Consider the following 19,860-nt stretch of genomic DNA (forward strand, 5'->3'; position numbering starts at 1 on the left):
TCCTAAGCCGGCTGAGCTGCCCCGCCCTGCTGCAGCTGATACATCGCATAATATTTGCCGCGATGCTCCATGAGCGCGTCGTGGTTGCCTCGTTCTACGATAACTCCGCGGTCAAGCACCAGGATTTGATCCGCCTGGCGGATCGTCGACAGCCGGTGCGCGATGACGAACGTCGTGCGGCCCTTCTTCAGAACGTCGAGCGCTGCCTGAATGATGGCCTCCGTTTCCGTGTCGATGCTCGCCGTCGCTTCGTCCAGGATCAGAATCGCCGGATCGTAAGCAAGCGCCCGCGCGAAGGAGATGAGCTGGCGCTGTCCTGCGGAGAGCGTCGCCCCCTTCTCGATAACCGGCGCGTCGATACCCCCCGGCAGACTCATGAACATCTCGTACGCGCCGACGTCCTTGAGCGCCTGCACGATCTGCTCCCGGCTGATGGCCGGATTGTCCAGGCTGACGTTCGAGGCGATCGTCCCCGTAAACAGGAACGGATCCTGCAGTACGATGCCCATATGCTGGCGTAGCAGCTGTTTGGGTATGTCGCGCACATCTTTGCCATCGACGACAATTCTTCCCTGGTTCGTGTCGTAGAACCGGAACAGCAAGTTCAGGATGGAGCTTTTGCCCGAGCCCGTGTGGCCGACCAGCGCCACCGTCTCGCCCTGACGGGCGTGGAAGGAGATGCCCTTTAGCACGTAGTCGTCCTTCTTGTAGGCGAACGTGACGTTGTCGAACTCGACGTCGCCCTTGTACCGCTCCATCTTGCCCGACGTTACGTCGATTCCTTCTTCGTCCATCAGCTTGAACACGCGCTCCGCCGAGACGCGTGCCGTCTCCAGATTGGACAGCTGGTTGACGATACCGACGATCGGCGCGAACATCCGGTTCATATAATCGACATACGCGTACAGCACTCCGACCGTGACCAGCGCGCCAAGCGTGCCACCCCAGAACATCCAGATGACGATGAGGAACAGCACGTTCCTTACGACGTTGACGAGGTTGTGGGACGTGATAGAGTTGAGGCTGAGCAGCTTGTTCTGGTACTTGAAGTAGTAGTTGTTCAGCTCCTCGAATTCCTTCGTCGTCTCCTTCTGGCGCCGGAACGCCTGGATGATCGTCATCCCTTGGATGGATTCGTTGATCATCGCATTGATCTCGCTGAGCTTCGTTCGGATAATGCGGTTATATTTGGCCGCGAACTTGCGGTAGACGATAATCCAAACGATCAAAATTGGCACAAGCGGCAGCGTGATAAGCGCCAAACGCGTATCTAGCAGGAACAGCGCCCCGAAGATGCCCACCATGTAGATCGTCCCCGTGAAGAAGTTCGCAAGAACCCCCACGTACAACTCCCGAATGGCCTCCGTATCGTTCGTAACCCGAGAGACGACCTGGCCCGCGGCCAAATTGTCATAGTATTGCACCGGCAGACGCTGCGTGTGCGCGAACACGTCGCCGCGCATTTGACGCACGATACGATTCGCGGACGTCTGCAGCAGCAGACGCTGGCCATAAGCGAACAGCGCAACCAGAATAAGCAGGCCGAAATACATCGCGGCGAGCCGAAGCAATCCCGGCACCTCCGGCTTGTAGAAGGCGTAGAGCTCCTTCGTTGTCAGCTTCTGCACCGGAAACTGCGCAGATGCGCCCGTATCGGGATCGGTAACGGTCATGAGGCCGCCGTCTACTTTCTTGGCGCCGTTTTGCGTCAGCTCCCCATCGAGGAAATAATAGCTCCGACCAACTTGCAGGACGCGCACTTCCTTGCCGGCTGCCGCCGCTCCGACCGCTTGCCCTTGCGACTCGCCGCCGGCTTCTCCGCCGTCCGACTTGAGGCGATCTTCCCTGACATACCACTTGCCCCTATATTCCACGGCGTAAGCCCGCTCGCCCTGCACCTCGTGCCAAGGCTTCTCGATGCCGAGAATGTTCTGGTCGATCATCCGCTTCGCGATCAGCGGTCCCGTCAGCTCGGCCGCCACGGCCAGCACGAGTAACAGCATCGCTAGCAGGATCGGCTTCTTATATAACATGGCGTATTGAAACAACCGTTTACCCGTCGGTGTCCCCGTTGATGTGCCCATCGTTGTCCACGCCTCCCATCTCTTCGTTAAATTTAATTCTCAATCGTCGCTTCCAACTGCTGGCGATCGTATTGCTCCTTGTACCAGCCGCCGCGCTCCAGCAGCGTCTCATGCGTGCCTTCCTCTACGATCCGTCCATCGTCCATGACGATAATCCAGTCCGCATGCTGCACGGCCGACAGCCGGTGCGTCGTAATAAGCGTAGTTTTGCCAGCACGTTCCGTCCGAATGCCATCGATAATCTCGGCTTCCGTCTTTGCGTCAACCGCCGACAATGCGTCATCCAGCATCAGAATGTCAGGATCCGCGATCAGGGCGCGGGCAATGCTGACCCGCTGCTTCTGACCGCCGGACAAGGCGACGCCCTTCTCGCCGACCATCGTATCCAGCCCCTCTGGCAAAAATACGATATCCTTCGCAAACGAAGCTCGCTCCAGCGCCCGCTGAAGCTCCTCCTCCGTCGCGCCCGAGCGCCCGAAGAAGATGTTTTCTCTAATCGTCTTCGAAAACAGAATCGGCTGCTGCGGCACGTAGCCGATCCAGCCAAGCACTTTGTCTTTCGATAACCCTTCGATTGGTTCGCCGGACAGCTTGAGCGCCCCCTTGCCTACGGGGTACTCTCGAAGCAGCTGCTTCAGCAGCGTCGTCTTGCCGCTGCCCGTACGTCCCACGATGCCAAGCGTCTGTCCTTGCTTTAGCTCGATTGCAACGCCCGACAAGTTGTCGGTCTCGGACGACGGATATTTAAACGTTACGCGGTCGAACTCGATCTCCGTCGGCTCGCTTACTTCTGCAAGCTCCGAAGCATCCTTTACGTCCGGCTTGTAGCCGAGCGTCTCGTTGACCCGGTCAAGCGAAGCGTTGCCGCGCTGCATAATGTTGATTAGCTCGCCAATGGCGAACATCGGCCAGATCAGCATTCCCAGGAAGATATTAAAGGAAACCAGCTCTCCCAGCGTAATTTCGTTCTGGAATACGAGGAAGCCGCCATAGCAGAGACCGATCAGGTAGCTTGTGCCGACCAACATTTTCATCGTCGGCTCAAAAAGCGCGTCGATGCGGGCTACGGCGATGTTTTTCCCCAGTACCTCGTCGGTTTTGGCGCCGAAGCGGGCTTCGCTTGCTTCCTCCTGCACGAAGGCGCGGATGACGCGAACGCCGGATACGGATTCCAGCACGCTGTCGTTCAGCTCGCCAAACGCGTCCTGTGCATCCGTGAACCGCTCATGAATTTTTTTCCCGTAGTAGGACATCGCGATCGCCATTAGCGGCAGAGGCAGCAACGCCGCCAAGGTCAGCTTCAGGCTGATTCCCGCCGCCATTACGATCAGAATCGTGATCATGAACAAGGTAGAGTCGACAAGCGTCAGAATGCCGAAGCCCGCCGTCGTCGCTACCGCGCCAAGGTCGTTCGTCGCGCGCGCCATCAGATCGCCCGTCCGGTTGCGTTCGTAGAACGTTGGCGTCATCTTTAGAAAATGTCCGATCAGACTGGATCGCAAAAGCCGCTCCAGCACGAAGGCGCCGCCGAACAGCTTGTAATGCCACACATAAGTAATCAGATACCCGACAACCGTCAGCCCGATCCACAAATACATGATGCGGTTGAATTCCGGCGTCCCAAGAGTGCTCTGGCTGATGCCGTCCACGATGTAGCCGAGCAGCCATGGCGGGATAATGTCGATAATGCCCGTCAGCACGAGCAGCGTGATCGACAGCGTGTATCGCTTCCAGCTTAGCTTGAAAAACCAGCCCAATTTCGTTAATACGCTGAACATTGTTAGCCTCACACCTTCCGTTCGAACCTCTTGAATATAAAAAAAGCATGCCGCCGTAAGCGACACGCTTCCTCGTCCAAGGGAGTTCGCACCCGCATAGCGGGTTCGCGAAAGCTCCTATTGACGCAGCAAAGGCGCATAGTTACGGCAACGTAACCACACGCCTTCGATCCAGGGGGGATTCCCTTTGTATCAAAGAGACAACTCGCGTGAGTAGATTACGTCCATGAAATATAGCTGATGCAAATGCGCATCATGATGGATGGCGTTAAAACGTCCATTGTTATCCATAGCTCGTAATCCCCTCTCTCATTATCTTCTGTTCGTATAGCCGGTTCACTCAAGCACGCTATGCCTCCCAGACATCAGCCGTTGCTTGAATCCACTTTGTCACTTTAACATCGGAAGAAAACACTGTCAATTGTAATCTTCGCTAAAATTATTTTTTACCGAATTGGCGTTCAGAAAGGCCGAGGGCAGAGGTTTGCTCAAATTATAGGGATCTAAGCTTCCTCTATACTTGACCTATAATGCATGGAAACGTTACGAGCCCCTCCGCCATAGGACGGCGTAGCCGTTTCGCCTTGCCGCATAGGAAAGCATCCATTTCGAGTCGCTTGCAGGGCTTGAAATAGGACACCTTAGAAACCAGTAATCAAGGAGTCCAAGGGCTCTGACCGCGACGGCTTGTTTACGACGCTCTCAGATGCAGATTAGTTTTGCGTAGTTTACGCCGATTTAACGGCTACGAGAGCTGGGCACGAATTGGAGGCGGATGGTGGCGCTGGTGCTAGTGCTGGTGTTGGTGCTGGTGTTGGTGCTAGTGCTAGTGCTGGTGTTGGCGCTCGTGATGGTGCGGACCCTTGGGTATTTTCACAAACGGTACAACAATTGTGCAAAAATACACAATTTAGATGAGGTAAGAGAAATTTATTCGTACATTTGTACATATATACACAAATTTTAGTTCAGAGAGGTCCCGAACGACGATGTGAAGCGAGAATTTGTGTATTTTTGTACAATTCGCTATGCAGGGATCCTGTTTGTTTAAAAAATTGGGGATAAATGCACAAATATGCAGAGAGGTCGATGATCGGGCCATGCTATGTGCAAGACCGTAAAGAGATTTTCTAGGGGAGATGGCGAAACTTAACACGTTGTCCTCATATAGGAAGCTTTTTGCCATACTTGTTCTATATCCGTACGGATGGGTAGTGGGGATATTCAAGAGTTCGTAGGTGGGATGCACCTGGGACAGTGATCCATGAATGCAGATAGGTGGGCAATGAGGAGTGTTTTCGAGTAAAATCTGCATCATCTTGTTCATGAAACGCAAAAGTGTCCCCTTGAATATCCTGAAAGAGATTGTTCGAGGGGACACTCCATACGTATGAGACGAGCCCGTTATGTCTACGATATGTGGCCAATCTCGAACTCAAAGGACCGTCAGGTGGTTTATCCCTGACGGCTTTTTTCATTGGCGAGGCTTGCCAGCCACTCCTCCGGCAGCAATCTGCGATAGGACGGCTGCAAATATCGATCGTCCACAAGCGTAATCGTGCCGCTGTCCGTCTCCGTCCGGATAAGTCTTCCTCCCGCCTGCAGCACTTTGTTCATGCCCGGGATGACATAGGCGTAATCGTAGCCGCTTTTGCCCTCGCGTTGGAAGAAGTCCCGGAGCAGATTGCGCTCCAGTCCGAGCTGCGGCAAACCAACGCCGACCACGATAACCCCGATCAGCCGATCGCCCGGCAGATCGACCCCTTCGGAGAAAACGCCGCCCAGCACCGCGAATCCGACCAATGTCCGCTCGCCTCCCGGCTGGAAATCCGCCAGGAACGCGTCGCGCTCCTCCTCGCTCATGTCCGTGCGCTGCAGCTTGACGACGGCTCTCGGGTCCGTTCCCTCAAGCTTGGTGTATGCATCGTAGACGTCCTTCATATACGCATAAGAAGGGAAGAACACAAAATAATTGCCCTTGCGCTTGCCGACCGTATCGGCGATAAGCTCCGCTATTGGTCCGTAAGAGTCGTTGCGGTCCTGGTAGCGCGTCGAGATGGGACGCACGTCGACCTGCAACCGTTCGCTCTCGAAGGGGGACGGCAACGCCAGCGTATAGTCCTGCTCGGAAGCGCCCAGCATGTCCATGTAGTATCGGACCGGGGTTAGCGTAGCGGAGAAATAGACATGCGACCGGTAACCCTTGGCGGCCTCCTTGAGCAGTTCGGACGGGTCCATGCAGAACAGCTTCACCCGCATGTCAAGGCGCGTCACCTCCGCGAACGTGGCGAAGCGCTCGTCGTAGAGCTTGGCCGTGCGAAGGAATTGCTGCACGGCGAAATACGCGTCCAGCAATGTAGTATCGCCCTCATCGCCCCTGCTGCCGCTTAAGGCATTCGCGCCGGAAGCACCCGGAATTACGCCGGCGAGGCCCGCACCCGATGCGCCTGATGCGTCTGGCGCGCCTGATGTGCCCGCCGGCGCAGATGCCATGCTGCCGCTGCCGACGCCGAAGCCTCCCGTTGCCCCTTGGCCGAAGGCTCCCCCATAACCGCCCTCCAACACCTGCTCGGCTGCCAAGGCGAAGCGCTCCGCATGCTTTACCAGCTCGTCCGGCAGCATATCGGATACGATAGGCTTGTCCTTATTGTCCTCGATCGACTTGCGAAGCGCGACAAAATATTCATTGATCGCCTTCGAAGCTTCGTAAAGACCGCGATGGCCGCCCTTTTGCTCCCGCTGCAGCGTCTGGAACGGCCATCTCGTCAGCTCCGCCGAGAAGATATCCCTTGCCCGATCGACCAGATTGTGAGCCTCGTCGACGAGCAAAGCCGTCGCCTTCTTCCCTTCGGCGTACTGCCGCTTGAACGAGATGCGAGGATCGAACACATAGTTGTAGTCGCAGATGACCGCGTCCGAAGCGTAGGCGGCATCAAGCGACATTTCGAAAGGGCAGACGGTATGTTTTCTGGCGTATTGCTCGATCGTGGCACGCGACATGATCGTCTCGTGCTCCAGCATGTCGAGGATCGCGCCGTTAATGCGGTCGTAGTAGCCGTCTGCGAACGGACAATGCTCCTTGTCGCAGCGCACCTCGTCCTGGAAGCAGATCTTGTCCTTCGCGGTAATGGTGACGGAATGGATGTGCAGCCCTCTGTTCTGCATATGCCTAAGCGCATCCTCCGCCGCTGCCCGCGTCGTCGTGCGCGCGGTCAAATAATAAAGCCGCTTCAGCAGCCCGCCGCCTATCGCTTTGATGGCGGGGTACGTCGTCGAAATCGTCTTGCCGATGCCCGTCGGCGCCTTCGCGTAAAGCGATACTCCCTCCCCGATCGTCTTGTAGACCGCCCCCGCCAGCTTGCGTTGTCCTGCACGGTAATGGTCGAACGGAAAGGCGAGCGCATGAATGCTGGCATCCCGCGTCTCCTCGTGTCGCTGCTTCAGCTTGGCGTAAGGCGCGTATTGACGAAGTATATGCATCACTTGCTCTTCCAGCTCGCCAAAGCTTGTTTCCCGATGGAACCGCCTCGTCTCTCCCGTATCCTTGTGCACGTAGGTGAGCTGAATGCCGATAGCCGGAAGTCCTTCATCACGCGCATACATATAAGCGTAAAATAAAGCCTGCGCCCAATGGACCGGCTTGTCCTCCAGGGTTGCTAGGTCGGCTCGCGTCGACTTGATCTCGTCGATCGTCGGCGCGGGTTCCGTCGCAAGCAGCCCGTCGCAACGGCCGTCCACCGCAAACACCAGGCCGTCGCAAAAAATCTCGGCGCTAAGGTAGACTTCCTTCCGATCACCTTCGCCGTACGTTTCCTGTATCCGCTGATGCGCCTTCGTTCCCTCTTGCAAGGACTCCATGGATTGCATCCGAGAGTCGATGCTGCCGCTCAGGAACACGTACTCCACAAGCTGCCGGACCGGCAGCGCCACCGTGTACGGCGGCTTCTCGGTCTGCTTTTCGCCATCCCGAAGCTCCGGCTCCCGTTGAACGGATTCGCGCTCCTCTGCCGCCTTCTCCTTCGTCTCGTCCATTGCCAGCCGCCCTTCTAGAACATTTGTTCCGCCATTGTACCATACTTTTAAAGAGTGGGGTAAGCAGGTTAATCTGTTGGAGCGGCGAGGCAGGTCAACATTTTGTTGTAGTTTCCGTCTAAATATTGGAAGATAGAAGAGGGGTGCTGACAATGGGGCGAAGCTTTGTTTTATTGATCCTTATTTGTACTTTTGTTGCTGGATGCGGCGGGACGTCGTCTAAGTCCATGCAAGGAATGATTGATAGCATGGAAGCCGGTATCTTGCATGTGGACTGTACCGATGAGGTGAACAAAGGAAAAAAGACGGATTTCATTCTTCTTGTCGGTTATAGTTGTGCTGTTTCTATTACAGATCAAACAACTTTTCGTGATGAAGACGGCAAATCGCTAACGGCAGAAGATTTTCCATCCGAATCAACTGTCAAAATCATTTTTTCCGAGCCCGTCAATATCAGACGGAGCTTCGAAAAAGAAGAGCCGCTCAATCTTGCAGCAAAGGAAATCATATTGATACAGCCAGACTTTTAAGGAGGGAATTCCACCTGCTATGGACAATGATAAAAATAAAGAAATCGACGAACTAAAGCAGCGGATCGCGACACTCGAGAATCAGGTTAACAACACTCCTCGGAGATCGAATCTTTGGAGATTCGGCATAACTTTTATCATTGTTTTATTTGCTTTAATGGTTTCTATTGGCGTGTTCCAGTTTGTTGCCGTCAAATGAGCATGGCACAAGGTCGCTACACCGTACGCTATCAAGAAGGAGACACCCACATGCACCAAGCACCCAACTATTTCCTTGGCATCGACCTCGGCGGAACCCATATAAAGTCGGCCCTGCTGGACATCAATCTGAACGTTATTACCGAAAGAAGCGATCCCACCAACGCCTCGAAAGGCCCCGATCATGTGCTACGCACCATGAAAAGCATTGTCCGCAAGATGATGCAGTCTCAAGGGCTGAAAGACGAGCATGTAGCGGGCATGGGACTCGGCATCCCCGGCTTGCTGGATCCCAAGGAAGGACTCTCGATCTTCTCTCCGAACTTCCCTGGGTGGGAGAATATCCATGTTGTAAGGGAGATGAGCAAGAACTTGTCCTTCCCCGTATTCATTGACAACGATGTCCGAGTGAATCTGTATGGGGAATGGCATTATGGAGCGGGAAAAGGACGGAAGAACCTCGTGCTGATCACCATTGGGACAGGATTGGGATCCGGGGTCGTAGTGGATGGAAAGGTGCTGTACGGCACCACCTCCAGTGTCGGCGAGATTGGTCATATGAACATGTACCGGGCAGGCCGGCCCTGCAGATGCGGCAGCTCGGGATGTCTCGGCAGGTATGTGTCGGCGATCGGCATGGTACGTACCTGCGTGGAGAAGCTGGAGAGCGGAGCCGGCAGCGTGCTTCAAACCTGGGTTAATGGTGATTATAAGGCTATCACCGCCAAACTCATCTCGGATGCCTATGACTTGGAAGATCCATTGGCTATAGAGGTCATGCACGAAACGGGCACCCTTCTCGGCTTCGGCCTGTCGAACGTCATTAACTTATTCAATCCGGAGCTGATTATCATCGGAGGCGGCGTATCGGCAGCCGGGGACCGTCTATTGAACACCGTTCGGGAAACCATCCGTCAGCATACGCTTCAATTGTCATCGGGCGCCTGCAGCGTAGTCACGGCTCATCTTGGCGGTCGGGCAGGCATGATCGGAGCGGCGGCTTATGCCAAGGAGCGGCTGGAGAGCGCCCGATAACATCTGCTTGGGTTGAAGAAGGCTGGATACTTTTTTTATCTTATTTGTTTTATACCAGCAGCTTCAAAGGAGTTTTCAGTATGATTAGGGAAGCAAAAATCATAAATGTGAAGCTCTGAGGAGGATGTTCGTGTCGACATCGTTTGATCGATATATGCAAGACAAGTTTCCCGGCATGCAACTGGAGCCGCCCCTGTTCTATAACGCGGATGTCGGCATCCGGTTCGAAATCGGGGATCCGGACCCGTTAGTATCGGACCAACAATACTTCGAGCAGGTCCGCCACCGCTCGATTCAACTGTTTAGGAGCGCCCATAACAACGACGATGAGTTGTATATCGTTTTAATTCTTCACTTGCGGCCGCAAGTTAGGCCTTTTAAAATCAAGGTATTTCGCAATGCCGTCAAAAATAAAAAAGCATTGAAGAAATTATCCTGCAACAGTATCGAGTGGGCTGATGACGAGGAAGATGGATGGTCTGCCTACCGATATGTATTAGAGTGCAGAACATCCGATCTTAAAACGGCAAACTTGTTTTCCTCAGATTATAGAATCTATATCTTCAACGCGACACGGGATACCATCTTTCACTTTTACGACAGCAGAGGCTTGGACATCGTGTCGAACGCAACGGGACCGCTTCAAGCGTTATATCATACCTATAATGACTGGATTCTGGATTATGACCGGGAGAGGGTCGACCATATGTTCCACCGTATTCATCCGGAATATGAGGATTAAAGAGGATTCCACGGAATAAATACACAAGCAGAGGATGTGTACTTATGTTTAAATTATTCAAACGCCCCGCAGGGTTACTATTAATCATGACTATGTTATTTGCAGGGTCTGGGATTGCTGATGCACAAGCTTCAACGTCCTCTAATCTCCCCGTCCGCGTTGTTTTAGACGCCAACACCATGACTTTCGGCGAACAGCCGTTTATCGAAAAATCCACAACCCTCGTTCCCTTTAGGCCGATCTTCGAGAAGCTGGGACTTACCATTGGATGGGATCCCGACACTCGCACGGTTACGGGAGAAAAAGAAGGAATACATATTGAATTACAAATCGACAATCCGGTTGCCAAAGTTAACGGCAAATCCATCACATTGCCAGTAGCGCCTAAGCTGAAGAATAAAACGACCTTCGTTCCCCTTCGCTTCATATCGGAATCCGTTGAATCCAAGGTAGAGTGGGATTCAGCGAATCGAACAGCGGTCATCTATAGCAAAAATCGCTATGCCAGCGCAGATGGCCAATTCCAGTTTAACGCCTATGGTCTTTGGAGAAACATGTCCGGTCTCGAAAACGTTGTTGCTGAAGACGACGAATGGGTTCAAGATTACATTAGCGTGGAAGAGGCCGGGCAATTGCAATTGGCACTGCGTTACTTTAACCACACGATGTTATTTATTGCCGCCGAGCCTCTAACCGACGAAACTAGAGATATGAAGCTGGCCTCCTACTTAGATCATGCCAAAGACACGGCATCCCTATCCAGTAAAGATATCGTGGAGGAAAAACAAATCGAGTTATTCGGTTACGATGCTCTGCAATTGACCTACGTTAACCATCTAGACTGGGACAAACGTATCGACACTCTCGTTGTGTTCAAGACAGGCTCCCGGTTTTATAGCATCCGAAACTCCTCGTACGAGGTAACCTATAAAAATTCGATTCAAGATTTTGAAGATATCCTGGAAGACATGGAATTTCGGGAGCAGTAATCGTTAAGTCGCCTCAGCACCCAGCCCGATATACGGAAGAAGCAATAACGGGACTCCGCAACGCATTCCAGGTTGCTTACGATACACAATCCCACCTATTCCCACAAACGAATAGGAAATGTTCCCTCTATTTAAAGCATGCTAATTAAGAAAAGAAACTTAGATGGAAAACTTCCCACTAATATCGCCCAAAGTACTCCACCAGCCCAGGATCCAAGCAATTAGATGGCATATTTCCCTGTATTCGAGCCAAAAACCCTTATTCGGCGGATTTAGCGGGAGGTTTTCCCTTTACTCAACCAGATTGAGAATAAAACGGGATACTCAACTGAGTTTGACATCAGCCCTTCACTCTCCGCTACTTCGACGGCATGCTCACAGCGAGATATTGCAAAATAAAAAGCGGCAAGGTGAAACGGCTTCGCCGTCCTTTGGCGGCGTGGCGCGTTTCATTCCGAGAAATATAGAGATCGTATGGCGAAATCATATACTTTCCTATATTTCAAAGAAAAACACCGATCTCGGCGGTAAGCGCAAGGTCGGTGTATGGGCGTTATTGGCGCCGCTTCTTGGCAATTCTTGTGTAGACAATGAGTGCGGCTATAATCATGGCAATAAAACCGATACTCTCTGCCGACTCCGGCTGCATCCCGAAAACCATGCACAGATTGGTAACCAGACTCTTCACGAGAAGAGCAGTCGCAATCAAAAGAATTGGACGAATAAAATTGTATTTCATAGAAAGCAACACTCCTGCCAACGAATGTTCTAGATTCTAACCACACTAGTAAGTTGAAATCGCTTTATTCTAGTGCAACTGCGGCAAGTATACCAGCTTCTCGGCAGATAGTCCAACTCATTTGAGCTGATTACCTCTAACATTTCTTCACGCGACTACTTTTGATGCTTCGGCCCTGGCACCTCGTCCTGGAACAGGCCGAATTCCGCGTCGATATCCCGCTCCGTCACTAGCCCCTTGTGACCGACGCCTTGCAGGCCTAACCGATCCTGGCCCTTCCCGTCCTCCCCGGATTTCCGTCGCCTCTGTGCACGTTTATTTTCCTTAGTCATACTAGCAATCTCCTTCATTACAGATTCACCAAAGCTCCTTCATCTGCCGCGCTCGGGGATGAACGTTCGATGACGATCCATACAGATTCATCGAAACTTCTTCTCCATCATCGTAGATTTATTCGTATAGCCTGCCCTGCCGAGCTATCCTTTATAAGCAAGCCACACCATCCCTTATCCAACCCAAGCCATCCTCCGACAACCGTCATCCAGCTAACCAAAAAATCCCGGCCCGAAGCGATGGCCTAAGGCCATACTTCGTTGCCGGGATTTCCCGATTGAGGATTGCCAATTGCCGCTTCTTACTTCTTCACAATATCCTGCACCGCTTTATCCAGCTTGCCGAGCAGATCGTCGGCCGAGATTTGCCCCCCGAGGTACTCCTGCATCGCCGCGCCCCATTGCTGCGTGATGCCGTCCGGCAGATGATCCCAGTGCCAGCCCAGAACCCGATCGGGATGCTCCTGCGAGAAGGCCGCGAAGTCGCCAGCGATATCGCCGATGGCTTCCGCGTTCGCCTCGATGGACGTCAATGCCGGCACGAATTTAAAGTCGGTGGAGATGTAACGTTTACCTGTCTCGGATGTCACCATCCAGTTCAGGAACGCTTTGGCTTCCTCGGCTTGGTCGGACTTGCTGTTGACGATCCAGTTGTTCGGCACGCCCGTAAATACATTTGCCGTGTCGCCCAGCAGCGGCACCGGCATCATGCCGAGATTGAGATCCGGATCCACTTCGTCGATCATGCCTTGAATCCAGTTGCCATGCTGGATAATTGCGTATTTGCCGGTTGCGAATTCGGCAACCTGCGTGTTGTAGTCCGTCGTCAGCGCATTGGCCTGACCGTTCGCAAACATAATGTCGACAAGCTTGATCCATTCTTTCATCGTTGGATCATCCTTCAGCGTCGCTTTGCCTTCCTTTACGTCGGAGATGAACGCCGCCGGGTCTTCATGGTTCGCCAGCGCCATGTTCAGTGTGTGAATGCCCATCGACCACCACTCGGACGTAAGCGCGAACGGCGTAATGCCCGCCGACTTAAGCTTTTCTACCGCAGCGGACAACTCGTCTACGGTCTTAGGCAATTCCGAAATACCTGCCTGCTCGAACAAATCTTTATTATACGTGAAGCCGTAAGCTTCCAGGTTCATCGGCATGCCGAGCAGCTTGCCGTCGCGCGAAATTTGCGCCTTCGACGCTTCCACGAGATCCTTTGCCCACGCCTCGCCGCTCAGATCCGCAGCGCGATCCACGTATGGGTCGAAGCCCGCCCAGCCGCTGGAGTTAAAAATCTCCGGTTCCTCTCCGGCCGCCAGCTCCGCCTTGAGAAGCGCGCTATAATCCTCGCCTCCGCCATGCGTCTCCACGTCTACCTTTACGCCGGTCTCCTTCTCGTACTCCGCCGCCAGCTTCTCCAACGCTTCCGCGATTTCGACTTTGAATTGGAAGATCTTGATCGTGACGTCTTTCTTCGGCGCCTCGGTAGCCGCGCCCTCGCCCGTATTCGTATTGGTTCCGGCATTCGCGCCGCCGGCATCGTTGTTGCCGCAACCGCTTGCGAGTCCCACCAGGAGCGCTGCCGAAGCCAACGCCATCGTCATCTTTTTCTTCATCTTCATGACCTCCCATGAAATAAATGTGCGTGACCTCATACCCTATGTCCAGTTGCTTCGCGATCTACTTACATCGTCATTATAAGCCTCTGCAATCCTCGCCAGACACCGACAAAATTGAACGGTTAGGGGTAAAATCTTGATTACTTCGGGCGGAAAACTTTGATTAGTTACCCTTTACCCTTTTACGGAGCCTGCCGTAATGCCTTCGATAATATGCTTCTGCAGCAGGAGGAAGAATATAACGACCGGAATCGTGCTCAGCGTGAGCGCAGCCATGGCCAGATCCCACTTTCGTAAATATTGGCCGAAAAACTTCTGCACCGCAAGCGGGATGGTGGTCATCGCGTCGTTAATGACGAGCACCGGCAGCAGGTAGTCGTTCCAGATCCACAACACGTTTAGAATCATGACCGTGACCGTGATCGGCTTCAGCAGCGGGAATACAATCCGCCAGAATACGCCGTAAGGCGAGCAGCCGTCGACGACCGCGGCCTCCTCGATCTCAAGCGGCACGGACTTGATGAAGCCGTGATAAAGAAACATCGACAAGGAGATCCCGAAGCCCATATAACAGAGCACGATGCCGTACAGCTCGCCGCGAAGTTCGAACAGCGACGTGATTCGCATCAGCGGCAGCATGACCGACTGGAACGGAATGATCATGGCGGCGACCAGCACCGTCAGCAGCAGCTTGTTGAACATCGTCGGCCTGCGCACGAGTCGATAGGCCATCATAGAGCTGATCACGACCAGCGCCAGAACGCTGATAGACGTAATAATAACCGAGTTCATAAAGACGACGGGGAAATCGATGGCGACCCACGCTTTTTTGAAATTCGTGATGGCCCAAGTCTCGGGCAGCGAAGCCGCATTAAGCAAAATGTCCTTGAGTTTCTTGAACGAATTGACGATCAGGAAGTAGAACGGCCCCAAGAAGAGCAGCGCTGCCAACACGCCGGCTATCTCTAACAGCAGTGTGGCGGAAGAGGTTCTCGATCTCGTCTCCATCAGGCTTCCACCTCCCGTTTCTTGGTGAACCAGACCTGCGTAATCGTGATGAGCGCGACGCAGAAGAAGAAGAGCATCGCCTTCGCCGTCCCCAAGCCGTAACGATTGTTTACCAGCGCCTCGCGATAGATGTTAAGCGCGATCGATTCCGAGGAGTTGCCGGGACCTCCGCCGGTCAAGGAGAGGTTAAGGTCAAACATTTTAAACGCATTGGACGTCGTCAGAAATAAACAGATTGTAATCGCGGGCATGATGAGCGGAACCAGAATGGAGCGCAGGATTTGCCAGCGGTTGGCCCCGTCGATGCGCGCCGCCTCCATAAGGTCCTTGGGAACGCCGATAATCGCCGCGATGTAAATGATCATCATATAGCCGGCCGTCTGCCATACGAAGACGATGACGATGCCCCAGAATGCCGTCTCCGGCGTCCCCAGCCATTGAAGCTTGAAGAAGCCGATGCCCGTCGCCTCTCCGATCGCGCCGAAGCCGCGGACGAAGATGAAATACCAGATGTAGCCCAGCAGCAAACCGCCGATCACGTTAGGCAAGAAGAAGATCGTGCGCAGCACGCCCTTGCTCCTAAGATTCTGCGTTAGCAGCAGCGACAGCAGAAATGCCAGCACATTCGTTACCGTGACGGCCGCCAGCGTGAACTTCGCCGTAAACCAGAACGCTTGCCAGAATCTTGGATCATCGGTCAGGATACGCGTTATATTGGTCATGCCCGTCCACTTGGCGTTGCCAAGATCAAGGCCGTTCCACTCCGTGAACGTATAATAGAATCCCATGCCGAACGGGATCAGCACGATGATGATAAATGCGATCAGTCCCGGTCCGACGAATACGGTCTGCTGCAGCCACTCGCTCCAGTTCGCGCGCTTTGCGGCCGGCTTGCCGATAGTTTTGCCAGATACCATAGGTCATCGTCCCTTCTTTCGTTGTGTGCTCTTAGTATAGAACTTAAAGCAGCGCCCGGAGACGGGCAATGATGATGAGAAGGGTGGAATATATTGACCGGAATACGTCCATTCGGTTACTGTTTATTCAGGCAAAAGTTATGGCGGTCCCTGCCCATCATGCCCGAAACGAGGTGAGCTTCGCAATGTTAAGAAAGCCCTTCCATACGATTCGTCAGAAGTTGATGGCGCTGCTGCTGATCGTGACGATTCTGCCCATTGCCACGTCTATGTTCATCTCTTACAAGGCAACTACGGAATCCGTCACTCGGGAAGCCATCTCGAATAACAACAGGCTGCTTTCTCTCGGCAAGACGAATACGCTGAACTATATGAGCAATATTAACCAGAAGTCCCTCGCCGTATACAACGCCATGAACGTGCCGCAATCGCTGTACTACATTCTGGAGCACGGCATGGAGGACGAGGTGTTCCCTAATGATCTGACCGACGTCATCCGAAATCGCAATTTGCTGAAGGATCATCTCTACAACATTTTTCAAAGCGTGAGCGAATTCCATAAAGTGCGGCTGTACGTGGTCAAGCAGAATACGACCTATCTGCTCTGGGCCGACGATCTTAAGGTTGGCCGGCATCCCGAGCCGCTCGACATCGAGACGACCAAGGCGTATATCGAACCGGCGCATGCCAGCCATAATTACGGATTGGACCTAAAGTCTTCGCCGGACGACGAACAGGTGTTTACGCTCCACCGCCCCATTATTCGCGCGCCCAGCGATGAGCTGCTCGCGGAGCTGTCCATCGATGTGAGGCTCAGCGTCCTGGCTTCGCTGAATGCGCAGCTGTACGATTCCGGCAAAGAGGCATTCTACATCGCGGACAGCGAGGGCAAGCTCGTATTGTCCTCCCCCATCGGGGACAAAGGGACAAGCCTCGGCGTTCAAGAAGAATCAGAGAAGACCCCGGATAACAAGGAGAAGGAGCCGGCAGGACCTGGAACGGCGCTCATGGACACCATCTTGTTGTCCGGGGAAGATACCGGCCACTTCGAATGGAAGCAAGACGGCTTCGACGGCATCGTCTTTTATGATCGGATCGTGACGCCTTTTATGGATTGGTACCTCATCAAGCAAACGCCTTACCAGCATCTCTACAGCACCGCAAACAGCATCGCCAAGTTAAATACCGTCGTTGGCGCGGCATTCCTCGGCATCGTCGTCATTGCGACGCTGATCATCTCCATCCGATTTACCAAGCCGTTGCTGCGGTTGATCGGCTATGTAAACAAGATCGAAACGGGCAATCTAAACGTCTCCATCGATATCGAGACAAATGACGAGATCGGTCTGCTTGCCAGGTGGTTCCGCTCCATGATGGGCAAGATCAATCACCTCATCATGACGGAATACCGCCTGGAGATCGCCAGCAAGACGAACGAGCTCAAGGCGCTGCAGGCGCAAGTCAATCCCCACTTCCTGTACAACGCTCTGCAATCCATCGGGACCGTATCGCTCCAGAACGGCGACACGAAAGCTTATTCGCTTATTACGTCGCTCGGCAAGCTGATGCGTTACCAGATGAACAATATGGACGACACGGTAGAGCTCAGGAGCGAGCTTGATTACGCCGCCGCTTATCTCGAGCTGCAAAAGCAGCGCTTTGATACGACTCTGGAGATAGAGCTGCGAATCGACGAAGCCAGCCGTGACATCCATGTGCCGAAAATGATTCTCCAGCCCCTGCTCGAAAATTTCTTTAAGCATGGCTTTCAGCATTCGTTCGAAGAACCGTCGCGGCTGTTGGTCTCAAGCTCCTTGCTGGACGAGCCAAGGCGGCTTATCCTCACCGTCAGCGATAACGGCGGCGGCATGGACGAGGACCGGCTGCGAGAGCTGCAACATGAGCTGTCGATGGCTGGCCTGCAAGCCGCAAGCCATCGAAAGGGCGAGGATGGAGACAGCGGCATCGGGCTTCGCAATATTATGGCGCGTCTGCGGCTGCAATCCCATCCCGAATCGACGATGACGCTCTCACACGCCCAGCCGCACGGCCTGTCCATCACCATCCAAATTCCGCTTGAAGGAGGCCACGAAACATGAAAGCTCTCATCGTCGACGACGAGAAACATGTGCGCGAAGCGATCAAGCTGCTTGTCGATTGGAAATCGTACGGCATCGACGACATTTACGAAGCACGCGACGGCATCGAAGCGACCGAGCTGATCGGTAGGCTGCAGCCGGAACTGGTCTTTACCGACATGATGATGCCGGGCATGGACGGCTCGACGCTGCTCTCCTGGGTCGCCGGCCACCATCCCGGCAGCAAGACGATCGTCATCAGCGGCCACGATGACTTCCAACTCGTTCGGGGCGCCGTCAAATCCGGCAGCGTGGACTATATTCTAAAGCCGATCGATCCCGAGCAGCTAAACGGCGCGATTGCCAAGGCCATCGAGGCTTGGCGCGCCGAGGAGCGGGAGCGCGCGATGAGCCGGGCCGTCCATATAGAGCTTAATCAGCTCAAGCCCGTTTATCTGGAGCAGTACTTCTCTTCGGTGCTCAGCGAGCCCGGAGCCCAGGGAGGCTGGCCCCCCGCGGTGCTTCGCGAGCTGCGTCTGGCGGCGCCCGTCCCGCTTGTTCGTGCGGCCGTAGCCAGCCTGTCGCTGTCCGCTCCCGGCATACGCGAGAAGTTCCCCGGCGATCAGGAGCTGATGTTCTTTGCGCTAACGAATATTTGCAACGAGATCCTTCTGGAGAGGGAGGCTGGTTATGCGTTCCGGTACTGGGGCAAGGAGCAGGAGCTGGTTTTGCTCTTCTGGGGCGAATGCGCCGGGGCACCCTCCTTGATCGGGGACATTCGGGAAGCTATAATGCTGGCCATGAAGGCGTCCTTCGACTTCGGGCTGGGGCAGCCTGCGGCGTTTCCTTCGGATGCGCTGACCTCCTACCGGCAAGCGAGACTAGCCCTGCTGCGCCGCAATGTCCTGAGCCGGAGCAGCGATCATGTCGTCTCCTTCGACGATACCGGGAGTAAGCGCGGCGCAACCCTGCTCTCCTTCCACGATCATGAGGAGCAGCTCCGTTTCGCGGTCCAGAGCGGCAATAGCGACCAACTGCAGCGGGCGCTCGACGCTTGGTTCGCGGTCATCGAGGAGAGCGGCTATCTGTCCTTTGAGGGTCTGCTGGACTGGCGTGAACACTTCGAGCGAACGAAGGCAATCTGGCTGGGGGAATCCGATGGCGGCGACACCGTGCTGGCGTCGAAGCCGGCTACCTCGGAGGAGAAGCTCCTCCATGGAAAGGAAGACGAGGCGAAGAGCAGAGATAACGGCCTCTCGACGACGAGACCGCTTCCGCTTCATCCTTCGGGAGGTTTTCACTACGAGGCCTGGAAGGAAGCAGTGACCGAGGAGATGGAGACGATCTCCAAGCTGCTCTCGTCGGCCGACAAGGAGAAAGGGATCATCCATGATATCGCATTGTTTCTGGAGCAGCATGCCCATGAGGACATTACGCTGCAGGACGTCGCAAGCCGCTTCTTCCTTAGCCGCGAGTATATCTCCCGCAAGTTCAAGCAAGAGATGAATGAGAACGTCTCCGATTATATCGCGGGCATCCGGATGAAGCGGGCCAAGGAGCTGCTTGGCAATGCCAGTCTGCGAATATCGCAAATCGCGGAGCAGGTCGGCTTTCAGGACGAGAAGTACTTCAGCAAGGTATTCAAGAAGTGGACCGGCTGCACGCCGGGCGACTACCGCAAGCAGCACTACGGCGGGCGGTAGGAGCGGCTGCAACAACGACGACAAGTCCTGGCGAACAGTTACCTCCGTCCCCCTGCTATCGTCCGCTGACCATAGCCGG

Annotated in this window: 15 protein-coding genes; 7 read left to right on the top strand and 8 right to left on the bottom strand. The window is 54.2% G+C overall.

Going from position 1 to position 19,860, the window contains the following annotated elements:
* Window positions 1-2: 2 nt before the first annotated feature.
* From PAT3040_RS29540 to PAT3040_RS29555, 3 genes are all read right to left on the bottom strand, one after another.
* A complete protein-coding gene (locus PAT3040_RS29540; RefSeq protein ID WP_108995503.1) occupies window positions 3-2,084 on the bottom strand; it encodes an ABC transporter ATP-binding protein in 2,082 nt (693 codons plus the stop codon).
* A gap of 32 nt (window positions 2,085-2,116) precedes the next feature.
* Entirely contained in the window at window positions 2,117-3,862 is a 1,746-nt protein-coding gene (locus tag PAT3040_RS29545; RefSeq protein WP_108995504.1) for an ABC transporter ATP-binding protein, read from the bottom strand.
* A gap of 1,455 nt (window positions 3,863-5,317) precedes the next feature.
* Window positions 5,318-7,894 (bottom strand): ATP-dependent DNA helicase, encoded by a 2,577-nt coding sequence (locus tag PAT3040_RS29555; protein WP_108995506.1) that lies wholly within the window; start codon window positions 7,892-7,894, stop codon window positions 5,318-5,320.
* Between the two features lie 152 nt (window positions 7,895-8,046).
* Here PAT3040_RS29555 and PAT3040_RS29560 point away from each other — a divergent pair, with 152 nt between their 5' ends.
* The 5 genes from PAT3040_RS29560 to PAT3040_RS29580 all read left to right on the top strand — a co-directional run bounded on the left by PAT3040_RS29560 (window position 8,047) and on the right by PAT3040_RS29580 (window position 11,388).
* The gene (locus PAT3040_RS29560; RefSeq protein ID WP_108995507.1) at window positions 8,047-8,424 is read left to right on the top strand and encodes a hypothetical protein; all 378 of its coding nucleotides are present in this window, start codon (window positions 8,047-8,049) and stop codon (window positions 8,422-8,424) included.
* Between the two features lie 19 nt (window positions 8,425-8,443).
* Window positions 8,444-8,623, top strand: a complete 180-nt coding sequence (locus tag PAT3040_RS37595; protein WP_087571356.1) for a hypothetical protein — start codon at window positions 8,444-8,446, stop codon at window positions 8,621-8,623.
* A gap of 50 nt (window positions 8,624-8,673) precedes the next feature.
* On the top strand, window positions 8,674-9,657 hold the full coding sequence (locus PAT3040_RS29570; RefSeq protein WP_108995508.1) for an ROK family protein: 984 nt from the start codon (window positions 8,674-8,676) through the stop codon (window positions 9,655-9,657).
* A 130-nt stretch (window positions 9,658-9,787) separates the two neighbouring features.
* A complete protein-coding gene (locus PAT3040_RS29575; protein ID WP_181376914.1) occupies window positions 9,788-10,399 on the top strand; it encodes a DUF3885 domain-containing protein in 612 nt (203 codons plus the stop codon).
* 44 nt (window positions 10,400-10,443) lie between these two features.
* A complete protein-coding gene (locus tag PAT3040_RS29580; RefSeq protein WP_108995510.1) occupies window positions 10,444-11,388 on the top strand; it encodes a copper amine oxidase N-terminal domain-containing protein in 945 nt (314 codons plus the stop codon).
* Between the two features lie 553 nt (window positions 11,389-11,941).
* Here PAT3040_RS29580 and PAT3040_RS29585 read toward each other — a convergent pair.
* From PAT3040_RS29585 to PAT3040_RS29600, 5 genes are all read right to left on the bottom strand, one after another.
* Window positions 11,942-12,127: a hypothetical protein gene (locus tag PAT3040_RS29585; RefSeq protein ID WP_087571344.1), complete on the bottom strand. Its 186-nt coding sequence runs from the start codon at window positions 12,125-12,127 to the stop codon at window positions 11,942-11,944.
* A 155-nt stretch (window positions 12,128-12,282) separates the two neighbouring features.
* On the bottom strand, window positions 12,283-12,459 hold the full coding sequence (locus tag PAT3040_RS37600; protein WP_179215878.1) for a hypothetical protein: 177 nt from the start codon (window positions 12,457-12,459) through the stop codon (window positions 12,283-12,285).
* A 302-nt stretch (window positions 12,460-12,761) separates the two neighbouring features.
* Complete coding sequence (locus PAT3040_RS29590; RefSeq protein WP_258235227.1) at window positions 12,762-14,072, bottom strand: ABC transporter substrate-binding protein; 1,311 nt, start codon at window positions 14,070-14,072, stop codon at window positions 12,762-12,764.
* A 177-nt stretch (window positions 14,073-14,249) separates the two neighbouring features.
* Complete coding sequence (locus PAT3040_RS29595) at window positions 14,250-15,083, bottom strand: carbohydrate ABC transporter permease (RefSeq protein ID WP_108995512.1); 834 nt, start codon at window positions 15,081-15,083, stop codon at window positions 14,250-14,252.
* A complete protein-coding gene (locus PAT3040_RS29600; protein WP_108995513.1) occupies window positions 15,083-16,000 on the bottom strand; it encodes a carbohydrate ABC transporter permease in 918 nt (305 codons plus the stop codon). The genes PAT3040_RS29595 and PAT3040_RS29600 overlap by 1 nt, the downstream gene beginning before the upstream one ends.
* A 185-nt stretch (window positions 16,001-16,185) precedes the next feature.
* Between PAT3040_RS29600 and PAT3040_RS29605 the strand changes: the two genes are divergently transcribed.
* Both PAT3040_RS29605 and PAT3040_RS29610 read left to right on the top strand, forming a co-directional pair.
* Window positions 16,186-18,099, top strand: a complete 1,914-nt coding sequence (locus PAT3040_RS29605; protein ID WP_181376915.1) for a cache domain-containing sensor histidine kinase — start codon at window positions 16,186-16,188, stop codon at window positions 18,097-18,099.
* Window positions 18,096-19,781, top strand: coding sequence for a response regulator (locus PAT3040_RS29610; RefSeq protein ID WP_108995515.1), 1,686 nt, complete (start codon window positions 18,096-18,098; stop codon window positions 19,779-19,781). The genes PAT3040_RS29605 and PAT3040_RS29610 overlap by 4 nt, the downstream gene beginning before the upstream one ends.
* The last annotated feature ends 79 nt before the right edge of the window (window positions 19,782-19,860 follow it).

It is taken from the genome of Paenibacillus agaridevorans (genome assembly GCF_003112455.1).
Classification (GTDB): Bacteria; Bacillota; Bacilli; order Paenibacillales; family Paenibacillaceae; genus Pristimantibacillus; species Pristimantibacillus agaridevorans.

What these genes read in the sequence shown, in the direction of transcription:
- PAT3040_RS29540 (WP_108995503.1), bottom strand. Translation starts at nt 2,084, where the DNA reads ATGGGCACATCAACGGGGACACCGACGGGTAAACGGTTGTTTCAATAC.
- PAT3040_RS29545 (WP_108995504.1), bottom strand. Translation starts at nt 3,862, where the DNA reads ATGTTCAGCGTATTAACGAAATTGGGCTGGTTTTTCAAGCTAAGCTGG.
- PAT3040_RS29555 (WP_108995506.1), bottom strand. Translation starts at nt 7,894, where the DNA reads ATGGACGAGACGAAGGAGAAGGCGGCAGAGGAGCGCGAATCCGTTCAA.
- PAT3040_RS29560 (WP_108995507.1), top strand. Translation starts at nt 8,047, where the DNA reads ATGGGGCGAAGCTTTGTTTTATTGATCCTTATTTGTACTTTTGTTGCT.
- PAT3040_RS37595 (WP_087571356.1), top strand. Translation starts at nt 8,444, where the DNA reads ATGGACAATGATAAAAATAAAGAAATCGACGAACTAAAGCAGCGGATC.
- PAT3040_RS29570 (WP_108995508.1), top strand. Translation starts at nt 8,674, where the DNA reads ATGCACCAAGCACCCAACTATTTCCTTGGCATCGACCTCGGCGGAACC.
- PAT3040_RS29580 (WP_108995510.1), top strand. Translation starts at nt 10,444, where the DNA reads ATGTTTAAATTATTCAAACGCCCCGCAGGGTTACTATTAATCATGACT.
- PAT3040_RS29585 (WP_087571344.1), bottom strand. Translation starts at nt 12,127, where the DNA reads ATGAAATACAATTTTATTCGTCCAATTCTTTTGATTGCGACTGCTCTT.
- PAT3040_RS37600 (WP_179215878.1), bottom strand. Translation starts at nt 12,459, where the DNA reads ATGACTAAGGAAAATAAACGTGCACAGAGGCGACGGAAATCCGGGGAG.
- PAT3040_RS29590 (WP_258235227.1), bottom strand. Translation starts at nt 14,072, where the DNA reads ATGAAGAAAAAGATGACGATGGCGTTGGCTTCGGCAGCGCTCCTGGTG.
- PAT3040_RS29595 (WP_108995512.1), bottom strand. Translation starts at nt 15,083, where the DNA reads ATGGAGACGAGATCGAGAACCTCTTCCGCCACACTGCTGTTAGAGATA.
- PAT3040_RS29600 (WP_108995513.1), bottom strand. Translation starts at nt 16,000, where the DNA reads ATGGTATCTGGCAAAACTATCGGCAAGCCGGCCGCAAAGCGCGCGAAC.
- PAT3040_RS29605 (WP_181376915.1), top strand. Translation starts at nt 16,186, where the DNA reads ATGTTAAGAAAGCCCTTCCATACGATTCGTCAGAAGTTGATGGCGCTG.
- PAT3040_RS29610 (WP_108995515.1), top strand. Translation starts at nt 18,096, where the DNA reads ATGAAAGCTCTCATCGTCGACGACGAGAAACATGTGCGCGAAGCGATC.